Annotated in this window: 13 protein-coding genes; 10 read left to right on the top strand and 3 right to left on the bottom strand. The window is 68.7% G+C overall.

All coding sequences use genetic code 11. The features are described 5' to 3' along the window. Positions 1-92: 92 nt before the first annotated feature. The 7 genes from AB0B57_RS06145 (at position 93) to AB0B57_RS06115 (ending at position 10,516) form a co-directional block, all read left to right on the top strand. Positions 93-911 (top strand): basic amino acid ABC transporter substrate-binding protein, encoded by an 819-nt coding sequence (locus AB0B57_RS06145; RefSeq protein WP_357065665.1) that lies wholly within the window; start codon positions 93-95, stop codon positions 909-911. Between the two features lie 133 nt (positions 912-1,044). Continuing rightward, positions 1,045-1,839, top strand: coding sequence for an amino acid ABC transporter permease (locus tag AB0B57_RS06140; RefSeq protein WP_357065661.1), 795 nt, complete (start codon positions 1,045-1,047; stop codon positions 1,837-1,839). A gap of 5 nt (positions 1,840-1,844) precedes the next feature. Beyond that, positions 1,845-2,684, top strand: coding sequence for an amino acid ABC transporter ATP-binding protein (locus AB0B57_RS06135; RefSeq protein WP_357065658.1), 840 nt, complete (start codon positions 1,845-1,847; stop codon positions 2,682-2,684). Positions 2,685-2,989: 305 nt separating this feature from the next. Next, positions 2,990-3,994 (top strand): multicopper oxidase domain-containing protein, encoded by a 1,005-nt coding sequence (locus tag AB0B57_RS06130; RefSeq protein ID WP_357065655.1) that lies wholly within the window; start codon positions 2,990-2,992, stop codon positions 3,992-3,994. A 23-nt stretch (positions 3,995-4,017) separates the two neighbouring features. Next, positions 4,018-7,968, top strand: coding sequence for a ThuA domain-containing protein (locus AB0B57_RS06125; RefSeq protein ID WP_357065653.1), 3,951 nt, complete (start codon positions 4,018-4,020; stop codon positions 7,966-7,968). An 8-nt stretch (positions 7,969-7,976) separates the two neighbouring features. Then, entirely contained in the window at positions 7,977-9,506 is a 1,530-nt protein-coding gene (locus AB0B57_RS06120) for a plastocyanin/azurin family copper-binding protein (protein ID WP_357065650.1), read from the top strand. 32 nt (positions 9,507-9,538) lie between these two features. Further along, positions 9,539-10,516: a hypothetical protein gene (locus tag AB0B57_RS06115; RefSeq protein WP_357065647.1), complete on the top strand. Its 978-nt coding sequence runs from the start codon at positions 9,539-9,541 to the stop codon at positions 10,514-10,516. Between the two features lie 55 nt (positions 10,517-10,571). Here the strand turns inward: AB0B57_RS06115 and AB0B57_RS06110 are convergent, their stop codons facing one another. Beyond that, the gene (locus AB0B57_RS06110) at positions 10,572-14,840 is read right to left on the bottom strand and encodes a trypsin-like peptidase domain-containing protein (protein ID WP_357065644.1); all 4,269 of its coding nucleotides are present in this window, start codon (positions 14,838-14,840) and stop codon (positions 10,572-10,574) included. 208 nt (positions 14,841-15,048) lie between these two features. Beyond that, complete coding sequence (locus tag AB0B57_RS06105) at positions 15,049-16,185, bottom strand: DUF1996 domain-containing protein (protein ID WP_357065641.1); 1,137 nt, start codon at positions 16,183-16,185, stop codon at positions 15,049-15,051. Positions 16,186-16,475: 290 nt separating this feature from the next. Between AB0B57_RS06105 and AB0B57_RS06100 the strand changes: the two genes are divergently transcribed. Further along, positions 16,476-16,928 carry a hypothetical protein gene (locus tag AB0B57_RS06100; RefSeq protein WP_357065637.1) on the top strand — a complete coding sequence of 151 codons (453 nt, stop codon included), beginning with the start codon at positions 16,476-16,478 and terminating at the stop codon, positions 16,926-16,928. A 9-nt stretch (positions 16,929-16,937) separates the two neighbouring features. Here AB0B57_RS06100 and AB0B57_RS06095 read toward each other — a convergent pair whose 3' ends face one another. Beyond that, positions 16,938-17,642, bottom strand: a complete 705-nt coding sequence (locus AB0B57_RS06095) for an SDR family oxidoreductase (RefSeq protein WP_357065634.1) — start codon at positions 17,640-17,642, stop codon at positions 16,938-16,940. 114 nt (positions 17,643-17,756) lie between these two features. Between AB0B57_RS06095 and AB0B57_RS06090 the strand changes: the two genes are divergently transcribed. Together AB0B57_RS06090 and AB0B57_RS06085 are read left to right on the top strand one after the other, a co-directional pair. Further along, the gene (locus AB0B57_RS06090) at positions 17,757-18,140 is read left to right on the top strand and encodes a MerR family transcriptional regulator (RefSeq protein WP_357065631.1); all 384 of its coding nucleotides are present in this window, start codon (positions 17,757-17,759) and stop codon (positions 18,138-18,140) included. A 258-nt stretch (positions 18,141-18,398) separates the two neighbouring features. Beyond that, positions 18,399-19,363 (top strand): putative T7SS-secreted protein (locus AB0B57_RS06085; protein WP_357065629.1); only part of this gene is annotated, 965 nt, incomplete at its 3' end.

Genomic DNA, 19,363 nt, shown 5'->3' with positions numbered 1-19,363 from the left:
ACCCGCCGGGATCGGGTACGGTCGCTTATCGCAAAGTCTATGAACCAGATTGGCTTTCTATGCAATGGAAGCCGAACCGGAGGGACACAGCCGTGAGGTTCCACAGCGCCGCCCGTCAGGCCGGCCTCGTCGTGGCGGTCGCCGCCCTCGCGCTGAGCGCGGGATGCGCCAAGAAGGACGACAGCGAGGTCCAGGCGAGCGGCGTCAAGCTGGTCGAGGCGGGCAAGCTGACCGTCTGCACCCACCTGCCGTACCCGCCGTTCCAGTCGAAGGACGCCAGCGGCACGGTGACCGGCTTCGACGTCGAGATGTTGGACCTGGTGGCCAAGGATCTGGGCGTCCAGCAGACGATCATCGACACCCCGTTCGAGGGGATCAAGTCCGGTCAGGATCTGAACACCGGCAAGTGCGACGCGGCGGCCGCCGGCATGACGATCACCGCGGAACGGCAGAAGGTGATGAACTTCTCCGACCCGTACTTCGACGCCACCCAGGCGATGCTGGTGAAGACCGGCAAGTCGTACAAGACGCTGGACGACCTGCGGGGCAAGAAGCTCGGCGTCCAGGCGGCCACCACCGGCCGTGACTACGCCAAGAAGTTCGAGGCGGAGAAGGGCCTCAAGCTTGTCGAGTTCGAGGATCTCGCCGCCCAGCAGCAGGCCGTCGCCAACGGCCAGGTCGAGGCCGCCATCAACGACCTGCCGGTCTGGTCCGAGTACCTGAAGAAGAACCCGGGCGGTTTCCAGGTCGCCGCCGAGTTCAACACCGGCGAGCAGTACGGCTTCTCGGTGAAGAAGGACGGCAACCCGGAGCTGCTCAAGAAGATCAACGAGGCGCTGGCCAAGGCCAAGCAGGACGGCACCTACGACAAGATCTACGAAAAGTGGATCGGCAAGCGGCCGAGCGCCTGAGCCGCAAGGCGGCCCAGCGCCTGAGCCGCAAGGCGGCCGAGCGCCTGAGCGCCTGAGCCGCAGCGCAGTACCGGAGGGCGCGCGTCCCGCGCGCCCTCCGTGTCGGTTACCTCCGGGAAGGCAACGAGCGAACGTGAAGCTGCGACGCCGCCAGCGGGAGCGGTTGTTCCTCGGGCTCCAGTACCTGGTCTTCATCGCCGTCATCGCCGTGGTGCTCTTTGCCGCGGACTGGGACCGGCTGGCCGACGCGTTCTTCCGCGTCGACATCATCAAGTCGATGTTCCCGACGATCATCACCGTCGCGCTGCGCAACACCGTCCTCTACACGCTTGGCGCGTTCGCCTTCGGTCTCGTGTTCGGCACCATCCTCGCGCTGATGCGGCTGTCCCGGGTGGCGCCGTACCGCTGGCTGGCGACGGCGTACATCGAGCTCTTCCGGGGTCTGCCCGCGCTGCTGGTGCTCTTCCTCGTCGGGTACGGCATCCCCATCGCGTTCCCGGAGCGGGAGATCCCGGGCGGTGTGTTCGGCTCGATCGCGATCGGTCTCGGGTTGACCGCCGCCGCGTACATGGCGGAGACCATCCGGGCCGGCATCCAGGCCGTCCCCAAGGGGCAGATGGAGGCGGCCCGCACCCTCGGCATGTCGCACTTCACCGCCATGCGCACGATCGTCATTCCGCAGGCGTTCCGGATCGTGATCCCGCCGTTGACGAACGAACTCATCCTGCTCACCAAGGACTCGTCGCTGGCGTACGTGCTGGGTGTGACGGCGCAGACCATCGAGGTCACCAAGTTCGGCCGGGACATGCTGAACGACCGGGTGAACGCCACCCCGTTGCTGGTGGCCGGTCTCGCCTACCTGATCATCACCCTGCCCCTGTCCCAGGTGGTACGCCGCCTCGAACTCCGCTACGCCAAGGCCCGGTGACCCGTATGACGAGCACTGCACCCCGCCCGGCCGTCGAGATCCGGGACCTGCACAAGTCCTTCGGGCCACTCGAGGTGCTCAAGGGCATCGACTTCGAGGTCGGCCAGGGCGAGGTGGTCTGCGTGATCGGGCCGTCCGGGTCCGGCAAGTCGACACTGCTGCGCTGCGTCGACCTGTTGGAGGAGCCGACGGCCGGCAGGATCTGGGTCAACGGCGTCGAGATGACCGACCCGGACGTCGAGCTCGACGCGGTCCGCCGTGGCATCGGCATGGTCTTCCAGTCGTTCAACCTGTTTCCGCACCTGACCGTGCTGAACAACCTCACCATCGCCCAGCGCCGGGTGCTGCGGCGCGGCCGGGCGGAGGCCGAGCGCGTCGCCCGGGCCAACCTGGACCGCGTCGGGCTGACTGACAAGGCCGACGCCTTCCCGGCGCAACTCTCCGGTGGGCAGCAGCAGCGGGCGGCGATCGCCCGGTCCCTGTCGATGGAGCCGAAGCTGATGCTCTTCGACGAGCCGACCTCCGCGCTCGACCCGGAGTTGGTCGGTGACGTGCTCACGGTCATGCGCAAGCTGGCCGAGGACGGCATGACGATGATGGTGGTGACGCACGAGATGGCGTTCGCCCGCGACGTCGCCGACCGGGTGGTGTTCATGGACGGGGGAGTGGTGGTCGAGCAGGGGCCGCCGCAGGAGGTGCTGGGCAACCCGCAGCACGAACGGACTCGCGCGTTCCTCTCCCGGGTCCTCGACCCGACCCGTGTCGCCCCACTCGGTCAGCCCGACCAGTCGCCGGAGCCGCCAGCGGCGCCGAGCCTGCCGGCCGACGACCGCCACCGCCTCTGACGACTCCTCCCGTACGTCTGCCCGCCGGGCTGCCCCATCGAGGGCAGCCCGGCGCTGTGCGCTGTGGGCTGGCCCGTGTCAGGATCATGTCAATCGACGGACGTCGTAATGTCAAGGTAATCTTTTTGCAACCAGACCTGGACTTTCGTCGATGGACTACATAAGTTGCAGACATCCACCGAAAGCTCTGAGTCTTCCGAGCAAAGTCCGCGACGAGCCTCACCTCAGTCGTGCTGCCGCCCCGTGTTCGGCGGTCGTTGCACCCTGCCCTCGTCGCGTCTTCGCCCGGTCGGGAACGGAGACCCATGGACGAGCACGTCGTTGGCTCCCCACGCCAACTGTCCCGCAGATCCCTGATCGCCACCGGGGCGCTCGCCGCCGGTGCGCTGGGCGCGGCCGCCCCCGCGATCGGCACCGCGTTCGGCGGTACCCCCGCACAGGCCGCCGCCGGCGTCACGAAGAAGGTCACCATCTACGCCGAGCAGTTGCCCGGCGGTCTGTTCGGCTACGGCCTGGCACCCGGCCAGGCCACCGTGCCGGGCCCGCTCCTGGAGATGTACGAGGGCGACACCCTGGAGATCACCCTGGTCAACACCACAAGCCAGCGGCTCTCCATCCATCCGCACGGGGTGGACTACAGCACCGACTCCGACGGCAGCCCGTTCAACGCCTCGTTCAACAATCCCGGTGAGACGCGGACGTACGTCTGGCGCTCGCACGAGATGGTGGCCGCGGCGGGTCGGCGGTACATGCCGGGCAGCGCCGGCTACTGGCACTACCACGACCACGCCATGGGCACCGACCACGGCACCGCCGGGGTCGCCAAGGGTCTCTACGGGGCGCTGATCGTCCGGCGCCGGGGCGACATCCTGCCGGAGAAGCAGTTCACCGTGGTGTTCCACGACATGACGATCAACAACCGGATGGCACCGGAGACGCCCATGTTCGAGGCGAACCTGGGCCAGCGGGTGGAGTGGATCAACATCGGCCACGGCAACCTGTTCCACACCTTCCACCTGCACGCCCACCGCTGGGCCGACAACCGCACCGGAATGCTGGAGGGCCCGAGCGACCCGAGCCTGGTCATCGACAACAAGGACCTCAACCCGGGCAGCTCGTTCGGTTTCCAGGTGCTGGCCGGCGAGGGCGTCGGGCCCGGGGCGTGGATGTACCACTGCCACGTGCAGAACCACTCCGACGGCGGCATGGCCGGGATCTTCCTGGTGCGCAACGCCGACGGCAGCATGCCGCCGGGCGCCGAGGACGCGATCCACCGGTTCCAGGGCCACACCCACACGCACGGAAGCTGACCCAACCGAAAGTGGGGACGGGGATGACCAGACAACCACGACGAGTCCTTGCCGCGATGGCGGCCTTCGCGGCACTGATCCCGGCATCGACGGCGGCAGCCGCGCCGAGATCGGCAGCGGCACCACGACCGGCAGCCGCACCGGCGGCGCAGCCGCAGAAGGCCGCGGTCCTCGTGTTCCACGGGCCGGTGGCCGAGCAGCAGGACCCGGTGTCCCGTGCGGTGGACACCATCAAACAACTTGGTGCCGGTCATGACATCGATGTCACGGCCACCACGGACCCCGGCGTGTTCACCGCGACCGGGCTGTCCGCGTACCGCAGCGTGGTGTTTCTCTCCGCGACGGGCGCCGCGCTCAACCGCGACCAGGAGTCGGCGCTGCAGGGCTACATGAAGGCCGGCGGCGGCTTCGTCGGCATCGCCGACGCCGCCCGCGCCCAGGTCGACTCGGCCTGGTTCACCGGCCTGATCGGCACCCGCCCGGCGGGTGCCATCCCGGTCGCCGAGCCGGTGGCCGCGGTGACCGCCAGCGGTGAGAACCCGCCGACCGAGAGCAAGGAGAAGCTGACCGACGGCGACGCCAACACCAAGTGGCTGGTCCGCACCCCCACCGCGTGGGTGGCCTACCAGCTGGCCGCACCCAAGCGGATCACCGGGTACGCGCTGACGTCGGCCAACGACTTCGTCGGACGGGACCCGAAGGACTGGACCCTGCAGGGCTCGAACGACGGCCAGAACTGGTCCGATCTGGACCGGCGCACCAACCAGAGCTTCGCGGAGCGGTTCCAGACCCGCCGGTTCGACATCGCCACGCCGCAGGAGTTCACCCGCTACCGGCTGAACATCACCGCCAACAGCGGTGAGCCGCTGATCCAGCTCGCCGACCTGCGCCTGTTCACCGGCACGGCCACCGCGCCGCCGCCGACCCCCGTGAACCGGGCGGTGGTCGACATCCTGGACCGCAAGCACCCGGCCACCGCGTCGTTGCCCCTGACGGTCACCCGGTCCGACCGCTGGGACAACTGGGACCCGAACCCGATCGGCACGGTGCACACGCTCGCCCAGGTCGAGGAGCGGCACTACGACCCGGGGCCGGGGGCCAACGGCCCGTTCCACCCGGTGTCCTGGTGCCGGGACTACGACGGTGGCCGGTCGTTCTACACCGGCATGGGCCACACCGAGGGCAGCTACGGTGAGGAGGCGTTCCGCGCACACCTCGCCGGGGCCCTCAACTGGACCACCGGCCGCGTACGCGGCGACTGCCAGGCCACGATCGCCGCGAACTACAAGGTGGAGCGTCTCACCGCGGCCAACCAGACCGGGCAGTTGGACCAGATCGGCGAGCCGCACGGGCTCACCATCGCGCCGGACGGCACCGTCTTCTACGTCGGCAAGGCGGCCTGCCCGAGCGGCCCGATCGAGAACTGGACCGACCCGAAGGTCGGCCTGGGCTGCGGCACCATCCACTCCTGGGACCCACGGACCAAGCAGGTCAAACTGCTCACCACCCTGGAGGTGATGGGCAACCGGGGCAGCGGCTCCGAGTTGGTGAAGAACGAGGAGGGCCTGCTCGGCATCGTGCCCGACCCCGCGTTCGCCCAGAACGGCTGGCTCTACGTCTACTGGATGCCGCACGAGTCGATCGACCGGGTGCAGCGGGTCGGGCAGCGGACCGTCTCCCGGTTCACCTACGACCGCGAGCAGCAGAGCATCGACCAGGACACCCGCAAGGACCTGCTGAAGTTCCCGGTGCAGATCCACAGTTGCTGCCACGCCGGCGGCGGCATGGCGTTCGACGCGAAGGGCAACCTCTACGTCGGCTCCGGCGACAACAACTCCTCAGAGGGGTCGCAGGGCTACTCGGGCAACAACTGGACCCAGGAATACCAGGGCATCTCCTTCCAGGACGCCCGCCGCACCTCGGGTAACACCAACGACCTCGCCGGCAAGATCATCCGGATTCACCCGGAGGCCGACGGGACGTACACCATCCCGCAGGGCAACCTCTTCCCGCCGGGCACCGAGAAGACCCGGCCGGAGATCTACGTGATGGGCGTGCGCAACATCGCCCGGTTGCAGATCGACCCGGAGCACCAGTGGCTGACCGCCGGCTGGGTCGGCCCGGACGCCGCGTCGCCCAGCCCCACGCTCGGCCCGGCCAAGTACGAGACCGCCACCATCATCACCTCGGCCGGCAACCAGGGCTGGCCGTACTGCATGGGCAACCGGCAGCCGTACCGGGACCGCAGCAGCACCGACGCGAGCGTGCTGACCGGCTGGTACGACTGCGACAACCTGAAGAACACCTCTCCGCGTAACACCGGACTCGTGGACATCCCGGCGGCCCGGGACAACATGATCTGGTATTCGCCGGACGGCGGCGGCCCGGTCTTCCCGAAGCGCACCGACGGCAGCGACCTGCCCACCTACGTCGCGGCCGACGCCACCTACACCCAGCCGTACCTGCGCGGCGGCGGGCAGGCCATCATGTCCGGCCCGACCTACCACCGCGACCGGGTCGACCCGAACAGCACTGTGGCGTGGCCGGCGTACTGGGACGAGAAGTGGTTCATCGGCGACCAGTCGAACGCCGCCAACCGGGTCGCGGTCACCGTCGATGAGGCCGGGGTGCCGACGGCGGCCCCACCGGTCTACGCGGAGTCGCTGCGCGCCATCATCCCCAGCGGCAACGGCGACACCCGACTGCAGAGCTGGATGGACGCCAAGTTCGGCCCGGACGGCGCGCTCTACCTGCTGGACTACGGAGGCGGGTTCTTCAGCCTGCACCCCAACCAGAAACTCATCCGGATCACCTACACCGGCGGCGCACCCACCCCGGCACCGGCGGCGAACGCCGTCGCCGTGCAGCACAAGCCCCTGACCATCGCCTTCGACGGCGCGCGCTCCGGCGGCGTCAGCCACCGGTGGGAGTTCGGCGACGGCACCACGTCGACCGAGGTGAACCCCCGGCACACCTACGCCAAGGTCGGCACCTACACCGCGAAACTGACCGTCACGTACGCCGACGGGGAGACGGCGACGGTGCAGACCACTGTCACGGTGGGCTGCGCGGTGCCGGACGACCGGCAGAACGTGTGGCTCGGCGACACGGACACCGGGGTGCCCAGCCGCACGGTCGGGCAGGGCTGCACGGTCAACGACCTGATCGACGACGAGAGCACCTGGGCCGACCACAACAGTTTCGTCCGCCACGTGACGGCGGTGACCCGCGCGCTCCAGGACGACGGTCTGCTCAACGCCCGGGAGAGCGGCACGCTGACCCGGTTGGCCGCCGCGTCCGAGATCGGGCGCACCGGACACACCGGGTACGAGCCGCTCTTCGACGGCACCGCCGAGTCGCTGCTCGGCTGGCAGCAGGCCCCGACGGGATCGTTCAGCATCCAGCCGGACGGGTCGCTGCGCTCCAGCGGCGGCCTCGGCATGCTCTGGCACACCAAGGAGCTGGGCGACTTCTCGCTGAAGCTGCAGTTCCGGGACATCGCCCCCGGCACCGGACGGGCCAACACCGGCGTCTTCATCCGCTTCCCGGACCTGCGAACACCGCTCGACCAGCGACCGGAGGGCAGCTGCGGCACCGTCGGATCGGCCCGGACCTCGCCGGCCTGGATGGCCATCTACTGTGGACACGAGATCCAGATCTACGACGGTGAGACCGGGGAGCCGCAGAAGACCGGCTCGGTCTACAACTTCGACCCGGTGCCGCTCGCCCAGGCCGGCGTCACCCCGAAGAACGAGTGGAACGACTACGAGATCCGCGTGGTCGGCCAGCACTACACGATGATCCGCAACGGCGTGGTGATCAACGAGTTCGACAACACGCCGGGCAAGCAGTCCTCCCGTGCCGGCGATCCGCCGACCGACCTGCGGCAGTTCCTCCGCGGCTTCATCGGTTTGCAGAACCACGGTGACAACGACCTGGCCGAGTTCCGCAACATCCGCGTGCGGGAACTCTAGGAGAAACGATGACCCGACGACTCATGGCCGCGCTGTCGGCGCTCCTGCTGACGGTGGTCCCGTTGGCCGCGACGCCCGCCTCCGCCGCCCCACGTGCCGCCGCGGACCAGGTGTTGACCTGGACCGCCGACGACAACACCACCCGCTACAAGTCGACCCCCGCCCAGGCGGTGGCCGGCGCCACCACCATCATCTGGGAGAACAGCGCGGCCACCGGCAACACCACCGGGATGCCGCACACGCTGACCTTCGACACCAGCACCGAGGGCTACAACCACGACGTCACGCTCAACATCCTGGCCAGCCCGTTCGACGCCAACGACGGCCGCCACCAGGCGACGGTGAATCTCACCCCGGGTCGGTACCGCTACTTCTGCGCGATCCCGGGGCACAGCCAGATGGTCGGCGAACTCGTCGTCACCGACGGCGGAGGTGGCGGCGACACCACGCCGCCGACCGTCGACGCCACCGTCTCCGGTGACCGCGACGCCGACGGCAACTACCTCGGTGCGGCCACGGTGACCGTCACGGCCACCGACGCCGACTCCGGTGTGCAGACCGTCGAATACCAGGTCGACGACACCAGCTTCCAGCCGTACACCCAACCGGTGCCGGTGACCGCGGTCGGCGACCACTCGGTGCAGTTCCGCGCCACCGACGAGGCCGGCAACACCAGCGCGGTCGGCTCGGTGTCGTTCCGCGTCGTCGAGCCGACCGAGGAGGACACCACCGCGCCGGTGGTCACGGCCACGCCGGCCGGCGAGCAGGACGGCGACGGCAACTACATCGGTACGGCCACCGTCACGCTGACCGCCACCGATGCCGGGTCCGGCGTCGCCACCATCGAGTACGCGCTGGACGGAGGCGCCTTCACCGCGTACACGAACCCGGTTGTCGTGACCTCGGTGGGCATGCACATGCTGCACTACCGGGCGACAGACGTCGCGGGGAACACGTCGGCCGAGCAGATGGCCCACTTCACCATCGTGGAGCCGCAGGCCGAGGACACCACCCCACCCACTGTCGCCGCCACGGTGGCCGGTGACCAGAACGACGGCGGCGCGTACGTCGGCGGCGCGACGGTCACCGTCACCGCGACCGACGACGGCTCCGGCGTGGCGTCGATCGAGTACGCACTCGACACCGGTGGCTGGACCACGTACGCCAGCCCGGTCGTCGTCCGGGCCCTCGGCGCGCACACAGTGCGGTACCGGGCCACCGACACCGCCGGAAACGCCTCCACCGAGCAGTCCACGACCCTCACGGTGGTGGCCGACGGCACCGACGGCTGCCCCGCGTCGGACACCCGGGCCACGGTGATCATCGACGGTGACGACACCGGAGTGGCAAACGTCGACACCGGCGACGGCTGCACCGTCAACGATCTGATCGACGAACACGCCGACTACCCCGGCCATGCCGCGTTCGTCCGGCACGTCGAGGCGGTCACCGCCGCGCTCGTGACCGGCGGCACGCTCAACCGGCGGCAGCAGGGCGCCATCGTCCGGGCCGCGGCCCGATCGGACGTCGGCGCATGAGTCCTCGAACCTCATCGACAGGGAGTACAACGATGCCCCGACGTACCGTCGCCAAGCTCGCCACCGTGAGCGCCGTCGTCGCCGCCTCGGTGTTCGCGGTGGCGCCCACCGCACACGCCGACCTGGTCACCCACTGCATCGGCACCGGCGGTGCCGTGACCGTGCCCAACGACCTGCTCGTACCGGCCGGCGAGTCCTGCGCGCTGACCGGCACCACGATCACCGGCAACGTCACAGTCGCGGCCGGGGCCAACCTGGTGGTCGCCGGGGGCCGGATCAGCGGTGAGGTACGCGTCGCCGCGGACGGCTACCTCGACGCCACCGAGACGAGCGTCGACGGCCAGGTGGTGCTGGCCGCCGGCGGGTACGGCCTCTTCTTCAAGGACGCCCGCAGCGGCAACGTGACGGTGCGGCCGAAGGGCACCGCGACAATCGACAGCTTCCTGTTCGTGGAGCAGTCGACGATCGCCGGGACGGTCACCGCAGGCGCCGGTGAGGTCCGGATCGACCGTGGCACCCAGGTGCAACGCAACGTCAGCAGCACCGGCACCTACTACACAGACGTGCACGACTCGTTCGTCGACGGCACGCTGTCGGTGCTGAACAGCGCCACCGGCAGCGTGGTGTGCGGCAGCGCGGTCCGGGGGCGCGCCACCTTCGCCGGCAACCTCGGTGGTGTGCAACTCGGCCCGAACGGCACGCTCGACAGTTGCGCCTCCGGCGGCTACTGGGGCGCGGACGTCAGCGTCACCAGCACCACCGGCGGTGTCACCGTCGACGACAACATCATCAACGGTGGGTTGACCGTCACGTCCAACGACCCGGTCGCCCAGGTTGCCGCGAACAACCGGATCCGTGGCGGCGTGACCGGCGAGCAGGCGGCGGCGAGCAGCAACCGGGCGGCCCGGGTGGCAGCTCCGGACCGGGAGGACACCGGCGACCAGCGGGCCGAGATCCGTCGTACCTCGGCCGTCCAGGAGGCCACCGCGGCCGGTGCCGCCCGGCTCTAGCGACTTCGCGTCGGGCCGGACGCCAGTTGGTGTCCGGCCCGACGCACCGTGCGACTCAGGCACACGGGGGTTCGGTCGTGCCGTTGTGCCGTTTGACCACGTCCAGTTCGGGGCCGTCGTAGGGGCGATCGTTGAGGGCACACAAGCTGCCCATCCACAGGCCAGGCTTCAACAACACCGAACGGGTCTGCCCGGAGCTGGACAGCGTCAGGAGGTCGCCAGTCAGGTTCCAATTGGCTGGCTGGACCGCCGGCGTCAGAGTGGCCAGCAGATTTCCGGTCTGGTCGTCCCACAGCTGGGCACTGGGTTTGTCGTCGGACGAGGACAGGGTGAGCAGCCTGCCATCGGGGGTGAACCCGAGCAGCCCCTGGACAACCCCGGTTGCGATCGGTCGGCCGTCGACTCGTTTTTCGTCAACATTCAGGATCTTGACCTGCTCGTTCTCCGCACGAACGGCGAGGCGGGACCCAGTCAGGTCGAAGGTAACCCCGCCCTGCTGCGACACCGCGAAGACCGCGAAAGTCGCGATGGCTCGCCGCTGGCCGATACTCCAGATCTCCACGTCACCACCGGCTTGGATAACAGCGACCTCACCGGGGTGGCCCGGCCTGGGAAGTGGTGCCATGGTCGCCAGCAGTGCCGAACGCTGCTGCGCCGCGCGCTCCGTCCTCAGCGCAAGCGGGGGGTCCGTCATCGCCCCCGTCGCGATATCCCAGCGGGTGAGCATGCCGGCGTGCAGAACGATCACTCGACCGTCCTCGTCGGCCGCCACCGAACTTGCCCACGCGGACAGCCCTGGATTGCGGGGCGGCTTTCCGATCTCTGGCTGGACTGGTAGTCGCATCCGGCGTTCGACGGCCAGCCCTGGCACCGAGTAGGCGACCAGTTGGTCACCCTCAACCATCAGGAAACGTGTGCCATCGCGGGTAAAACTATACCAGATGCCATTGAATGACACTTTTGCGGCGAGCGTCGTCGGCGTGCCGGTGGTGCTGGCCATCGTCCGTCGCGTCTCGGCGTCCACCAGGTCGATACGGCCGGTCTTACCGTTGATCGCCACCTCCCATCGGTCATCGGGGCTGCCCAGGCTGATCGATCCGAGTTCTGGAGCGTCCGCCTGCCGCAGCCCCTGACCCGTGAGCGGCGCCGGTCGGGCCGCTGCCAGCCGGTAGCCCTGGTTTCGGTCGGCCACCAGGGCGCTGAGGCGGTCATCTGCCGCACCGAACAGGGCGATCTGGCGAGGCCCATCCAAAAGGTCGTAGTCGATGGGTGGGGTGATGAATCGATATGTCTGGCCGGTCCGTAGCTGGGTGACGCTGACCTCGGAGTTCGAGTCGGTGGCCCTCAGCCGACTGGCGGAAATCAGGTACGGAGGACCGTCGGCGGTCAGGGTCGGCAGCACGCATGAGGACACCGGGATTGTCCGCAGATCTGCACGGGTCGCCAGATCGATGACCTGCACGTGCCCTGCGTCGCACACGGTCAGGAGCTCTCCGTTGGCGGCGGGCTGCGCCTCATCCGAGTCCGACATCGGCATGGCCCAGATCAGGCGTCCAGTCTGAAGCTCGTGAAGGCGTGCGCCACCCCATCCGGCGAGCAGGATGGTGTCGGGTCGAGGACCGAAAGACACCGAGGTGAGGATGCCGCGGGGAAACGCCGGGTGCGTTACTCGGACCGGCTGACCATCCCCGACGCCCCAGACCTGGATCGTCGATGCGTCCGTCACCATCCCTCGTGACCACACCATCAGCCGGCTGCCGTCGGGCGAGAACGACACCGAGCGGTCAAGCTCGTTGACGCTCATATCGTCGCGGGTCGTATCCGGTGCAAGATCGACCGGCCCGCTGCGTTGCGCGATGTCCCACAGTGCGACGCCGCCGAGGCCGCTGCTGTAGCCAAGGTGACGGCCGGAAGGGCTGAGCGCGAAGGTGCCGCCCACCCGGATCCGACCGCCAGTCGGCAGCCGCCACTGCTGGGGATCGTCGCCGTTCATGCCGGTCCACACCGCGGGCAACCCCGACTTGTTCACGAACACCACTGTCGAGCCGTCCGGGCTCGCGAGGACGTGTTCCAGGTCACCGTCCCACGCATCGCGATAGACCTGCTCCACGAACTGCAACGCGGCGTACCAGGAGAAGGTCGTGCTCCCTGCCTCCGCCGATCGGTCGTGGTGCCAAGCCGCCTGTGCCAACTGCAACGACGCGCGAGGATCGGTGCCGCGTACTCGGTTGGACTCGTCTGCCAGCGCTCCGGACGCCGCGGTGCGCAGCCGGGCGTCGGCCTGCGCTGTCTGCCGGGCCGCGACCACCGCAAGGCCGGTGGCGACCAGGGCCAGGGCCGAGATCACGGCCACCACCGACCGGAGGATCCACGCCCTGCGTCGCTCACCAGCCCGGCTGGACCGGATGAAGACGTGCTCGGCCGGCCCGATGTCCTCCGGGTGGTCCCGCGACCACCTGTCCGCGGTGACCAGCGCGACTCCGCGCAGCAGGCCGCCGGTGTCCCGGCCGGTGTCCTCCCAGGCCGCCAGGTTGACCCGCAGGCCCTCCTGCCAGCCGCGGAAGTCACGTTCCCGGGCCAGCCACTCCCGCAGCCTCGGCCACTGCCACACGAGTGCCTGATGAGCGAGGTCGGCGACCTCGGTGCCATCGGCGGCTCTGCTGACCACGACCAGTCGGCTGGCCACGAGCCGTCTGAGGACCGGCCGCAGGTCGTCGTTCAGGTCGGCGAGCCGGACCGGCCGGCGCAGGAAGTCGTCGCCGCCGTCGGGTCGGGCCAGTTGGATGAAGAGCCGACGGGCGGCCGGGCGCTCGGTCGGCGGCAGGGTGTCGTACACGTCGTCGGCGTATCTGGTCAGCGCGCCGGACACGCCACCCAGGTCCTCGTACGCACCGTGCGTCAACATCCGGGCGTTGCGTCGTCGCCAGAGCTGCGCCAGTGTGAACTCGACTAGCGGCAGTTGGCCGGGCTCGGTACCGGTGTCGTCGATGATCCGGTTCACCAGCCCGGGCTCGAAGTCGACGTCGGCGGCGGTGACCACCTCGTGCAGCTGGGCTCGGCTCATCGGCGGAACCAACACCATCCCGACCGTGGCCTCCCGCACGGTCTCCTCGGTGACGAGCAGATCCAGTGAGCCCGATCGCATCGTCAACACGGCGTGCAGCCTCGGCGCACCGTCCGGTCGAGGTGGAGCGACGCGGAGGAGGTCGTGCAGGAGCCGCCACAGTCGCTGCGCGTCCTCGGTCGCCAACTCCTCGAACTGGTCGCAGAAGAGCACGAGGCCGTCATCGCCGGCTTTCTCGACCAGTTGGCTGGCGAGCCAGGGCAGCGTGTGGGTCGGTGTGGCGTCGAGCCGGTCCGCCAGCGCTTCGGCCTCGCCGTGCTGATCCACCTCGCCGAGCCTCGGATCGAGGACACCGATGATGGCGTTGGCGAGCAGCGAGGTGGATCGCGCCCCGGCCAGCGGGCGGAAGCTGGTGATCAGCATGCCCCGTTTTCGCAACTGTGGTGTCACCCCGGCGTACACGAGGGAGGACTTGCCGCTTCCCGACGGCCCGACGAGGGTCACCAGCGGATGCCGCTCGACCTGTGTGATCACCCGCTCGGTCAGCGCTTCCCGACCACGGAAGTACGCCGAATGCTCCTCCAGGAACGGCTCCAGGCCGCGGTAAGGGGAGGTTTCGGCCGGGTCCGGCGCGGCGATGTCGGGGTGGGCCTCGACCAGCGCCCGGACGGGTATCAGGTACGCCGTGGTGTTGTCGCGTTCGGCCGCCACCACCATGCCGATGATCCCGCCGGCTGCCGGGCTCCATACCGGGGAGCCGCTGAACCCGGGGCCGATTCCGCGCTGGTGCGGTGGTGACTCGACCTGGAGCCAGCCGGCCCCCTGCCGGGCGCGCAACTCGGCTTCGACCCAGACGCCGTACTCGGCGCCGAGATCGGCGGGGAAGCCGAACACTCGGACCTTGTCTCCCCACGCGGACTCGCCCAGGGTGAGACGGGCCGGATGGGTGCCGTTCGGCGGCGGCCGGTCCAGTCGCAGCAGCGCGGTGTCGCCGCTGCCGTCGAGCCGTGCGGGCCACCATCCGACCACCACAGCCTGAAACGCGGCCACTGGCGCTTCGCCGTCAACGAGCGGAAACTCGACGGTCACGGTCTCCGCTGGTGCCTCGCCGTCGCAGTGGTCGATGTCCAGGGCCGCGCTGACGACGTGAGCGCAGGTGATGACGAGATCAGCGGTGACGAGAAAAGCGGTGCCGACCACCTGGCCGGATCGCCCTCGCAGGCGCCCGAGCGCGGCAGCCGGCGAGATGCCCTTGGTCATGGTGCTCCCATGTCGGTCGGACAAGCGGTCGAAGCAGTAGCCCGCCTGCCATCGATGCTACCGATTGGACGCACCGCCAGTGCCCGGCGTGGGGGACGTGTTGTGCGACGGTTTGCCGACGGTGCCGAGCTTGAACGGCCGACGGCGGCGGACGGTTACCCCGGTGTCGGGGTGAAGCGTTCCGCCGCCGGCGGCCGACGTGAAAGAACTAGAAGTTGCCTGCCGAGTTGCATTTCACGCCCTGGTCGAGGCAGTTGCGCACCCGTGCGGCGAGCGCCTCGTCCTTCCAGGCGTTGAAGAAGTCCGCGTGCATGGAGAACGAGGTGCCGGACGCGAGGGTGATGCCGTCCGTGTTCGCGCTCAGCGGGTACGAGATCACGAACGACACCGAGGGGACCGGCACCGGGTGGCTCTTCGGGCAGGCCCCGGTGTGGTCACCGTTGGCCATGTGCGCCTTGTGGTCCGGGCTGTCCAGGTGCTTGCCGTCCCAGCAGTCCGGGAAGGTGATCTGCCGGACGATGTTCGCGGTCTTGGCGCAGACCGGGAAGGTCTTGTCGGCGCTGCGGCCGATTTCGCCACCGATGCCGGCGCACCAGAAGTGGTTGCCCTGCTTGTCCGGGGTGTCGACCTGATTCTTGGCGTTACCGGTGATCATTCGCAGGCCGAACGGGAAGGGCTGGGTCCTACTCGGGTCCTTCAGACGCGAACCGTAGTAGACGGTCACCTCCGTCGGGTCCACGACCTTGCCGTTCTGGTACATCGTGGGCACCCAGTAGGCGGACTGGTCGTCGGGCGAGTTGCAGGTGGTCGCCTTCGACGCCCGCAGCGATTCGGCTGTCGAGTTGGCGTCGGTCGACGTGTTGCCCCAGAACGTGTGGTTGTGCGAGGCCCCGACCAGCTTGGGCAGCACGATCGGGTCGTCGCTGTTGTGGTGGCTGGTCTTGCAGCCGACGTTGAACTCGGGCACCTTCACCGGGTCGCCGGTCACCGGCTTGGGCTTGCGCGCGAAGAACGCACTCGTCGCGGCGGCCTGCGCGGCCGGGTCGATGGTGATCCAGCCGCCGACCGTGGTCGGCGGGGCGGCGCTCGTCGACGGGGCCGACGGCTTGCCCGAGGCGGACGGGGTCGCCGAGGCGCTCGGCGTGCCCGGCGTGCCGGACGCGCTGCCGGGGGCACCGGGCGTCGGTGCCTCCGGGCCGGGCGAGCCGATGCCGGCGTCGCTCGATGGACTGGACGCACCGGGGGTGCCCGGGGCCTCCTTGCATCCGCCGGCGAGCGCCACGCTCAGCAGCAACAGGGCGGTGACGGAACGACGCCGTCCAGGGGTGGGTCGCAGATTAATCAACGGGGTGCACCTTTCTTCCGAGCGAAGAATACGAGCGCACCCCCGGCCGACTTCCTGCCGAGACGATTAAGTCTCCCTTAAATATCGCTGTGCGATTGCGTGAGCAGCATTGCGGAACCACCCGGCTGTCGTATTAGTCTCGTTTCCCGATCTTTTCTCGAAAAACTGTAATCGGCGGCTCCGCTGTCACTCCACACGATCGAGTGGCAGATCGTCCCGGTGCGGATCGCGCTTCCAACCCCTTGCGCCGCCGCCCACACCGTTTGCCACCGCTTCCTATCCTCCGGGTTATGGCATACGAGCCGATGATGGTGCCCAGCCCGAAGCCCAACCGGACAGCTCGGACGGTCCTGATCGTCGTCGCCGCGTTGCTGTCGGTGTGCTGCGTGGTCGGCGTCTGCGCCGGCTTCTGGATCTACCGCGGCGTCCGGGACAACGTCGAACCGGCCCGGGCCGCCGCCACGGCGTACGCCGACGACATGCAGGCGGGCAACTATCCGGCCGCGTACGGGCGGCTGTGCGCCGAGGTGCGCAAGAACCTGACGCCTGAGGATTTCGCCCGGGTCCAGGCTGCGCAGTTGAAGTTCAGCAGCTACAAGATCACCGGCCTGATCGTCAACAACTACAACGGCCGGGTCACCGCGACGGCCACCGTCGAGGTGGTCCAGGAGGCCACGGGCGCGCGGTTCACGCAGAACATGGTGCTGGTCGAGGAGGACGACGAGTGGGTCGTCTGCCAGTGACGTCCCGCGCTACTGCCCGGTCGGCTTGTAGAAGTCGCTCGGGTCGTTGGCCAGGGACGCTTTGATGTACGCGCTCCACTCGTCGGCGAGGACCTCGATCCGGTCGGCCTCGATGCCGTCCAGGGCGAGGCGTACGACGTCGGCGGGGTTCATCTTGTCGCCGTCGAAACCGGCACTCATGTCGGTGTCCGCCATGCCCAGGTGTAGGCCGGTCACGAGGGTCCCCTGGTCGGCGAGTTCCAGTCGGATCCCGTTGGTCAGGCTCCATTCGGCTGCCTTCGCCGCCGCGTAGGCGTTGGCCCCGTGGTAGGAGAACCATGACAAAGCCGACAGAACGTTCAGGATCCCCCCGCCGCCGTTGGTGCCGAGCACCGGTGCGAACGCCCGCACCATGCTCAAGGTGCCGTAGAAGTGCGTGTCCATCTCGGCCCGGATCTTGCCCAGGTCGCCGGTGACCAGGTTCGTGGAGGTGGAGATCCCGGCGTTGTTGACCAGCAGGGTGACGTCGGAGGCGATGGAAGCCGCCTCCTCGACGGAACGGGGGTCGGTGATGTCCAGCCGCAGCGTCTCGACGCCGGGGATGTCGATCCGCTCCGGGGTGCGGGCCGTGGCGTACACCTTGGTCGCCCCGCGTTCCAGCAGTTGTCCGGCGAAGTGCCGGCCGAGGCCACGGTTGGCGCCGGTGACCAGCGCGATCGAACCGGTGATCTTCATGATTGGTGCCTCCTGGCAGGTTCAGTGACGAGCTGTACGCGAGCTACGCTAAAACCTGACGTTGACGTGAGAGACAAGGTCGTGTGGCTGGCGTCACCGACCGGGGGAGGGGCCATGCGCATCGGTGAACTGGCCACGCAGACCGGGGTGTCCGTGCGAGCGCTGCGCTACTACGAGGAGCAGGGGCTTCTCGCGGCCGGGCGAAGCGGCGGCGGCCAACGCCACTACCCGGACAGCGCGGTCGACCGGGTGCACCTGATCCAGATGCTGTACGCCGCCAACCTGTCCAGCCGGACCATCCTGGACCTGCTGCCCTGCGTCGACGCGAATGTCAACACCCCGGAGTCCCGGGCCCTGCTGCGCGCCGAACGCGACCGTATCGATCAGCAGATCGCCCAGCTCCGGCAGGCCAGAGACCGGCTCGACGCGGTCATCACGCTCAGCGAGAGCCCGGCCAGCGGCTGCACCCACGCGGAGGTCGACGCCCTCGTGTCCTAGAAGGTGTCCGCGAGGTGCACCAGCGATCGAGGTGGTGACGGTGGCCTGACCCGATGTCGCGCTCCCCGCGCCCCCCGGTAATGGCCCCTGCGGGCGCTGCCTCCGGCAGGTCCGGATTGTTCCGCCATCTCACCATCGTCGGATCTTGCCCTTGCCCTGAGAAAGATCTAGGACTGAATTCGACGTCGGAGTTCGTCCTGCGTCTATGTTCGATGAGTCGTGCGGCTTGTTGGCGTGGACACGGGGAGGTCCGGCGCGATGGCTGAGTTTCCGGGGCATCTGTTCAAGATGGATGGTGATCCGTCGGCGGTTCGGTCGTCGGCGTCGCGGTGGCAGGGCTTCGGTTCGGCGGCAACGCAGGCCGCCGCGCAGATCACCGGTTTGGACACGAGTCAGTTCGTGGGTCCGGAGGGGGACCTGTTCCGGGAGGGCCTGAACGCCCAGATGCCGGGGCATTTGCGGGTGACTGGTGATGCGTTCGGGCGGGTGTCGTCGGGGTTGACGGCGTTTGCGGGTTCGTTGTCGTCGTTGCAGGATCGGATGCGTCCGTTGGCGCAGCGTGCGCCGGGTTTGTGGGCGGCGTTGCAGGCGGCGCGGGGGCGGGCGGATCGGGCGAAGCAGGCTGATGAGCGTCATGAGCAGGAGGTCGCCGACCGGCCACCGGACGCGGAGCCGGAGCCGGATACGTACCGCTCGGATGCGGGGGCGGCGGGTTCGGCGTTGTCGCAGGCGCAGCGGGACTGGGACGAGTGCGTGGCGCAGGCGGGTGCGTTGCGGGGTGAGTTGGCTACGGCGGTGCGTGACTGTGTGCGGGTGGTGAATGATGCGAAGGGTTTGCGGTTCAAGGAGAATCCGAAGTGGTGGGATCTGAAGGGTCAGTTCACCAACTTCGTGCGGGATAACCAGGAGTTGTTGGCGCAACTGTCGGGTGCGTTGAAGATCGTTTCTCTGGTCGCGGGGTTGTTGTCGTTCATTCCGATTCTTGCGCCGATCATGGGTCCGATCGCGATCGCTGCTGGTGCGGCGGCTTTGCTGATCGATGCGTCGTTGTATGCGGCGACCGGTAAGGGCAGTCTCACCAATTTGTTGATCGATACGGTGTTGACGGTTGTGCCTATTGGGCGGTTGGCGATGCTCGGCAGACCGGTGTTGGCGTTGGCCAAGCGGGGGTTGCCGGCGCTTGCCAGGGGGCTTCCCAAGGTGCGTGCGGCGCTGCCGAGGAT

Source organism: Micromonospora sp. NPDC049101, assembly GCF_040648675.1.
GTDB lineage: Bacteria > Actinomycetota > Actinomycetes > Mycobacteriales > Micromonosporaceae > Micromonospora.
The sequence above is the reverse complement of the archived record's forward strand: the minus strand, read 5'-3'. Positions and strand labels throughout refer to the sequence as shown.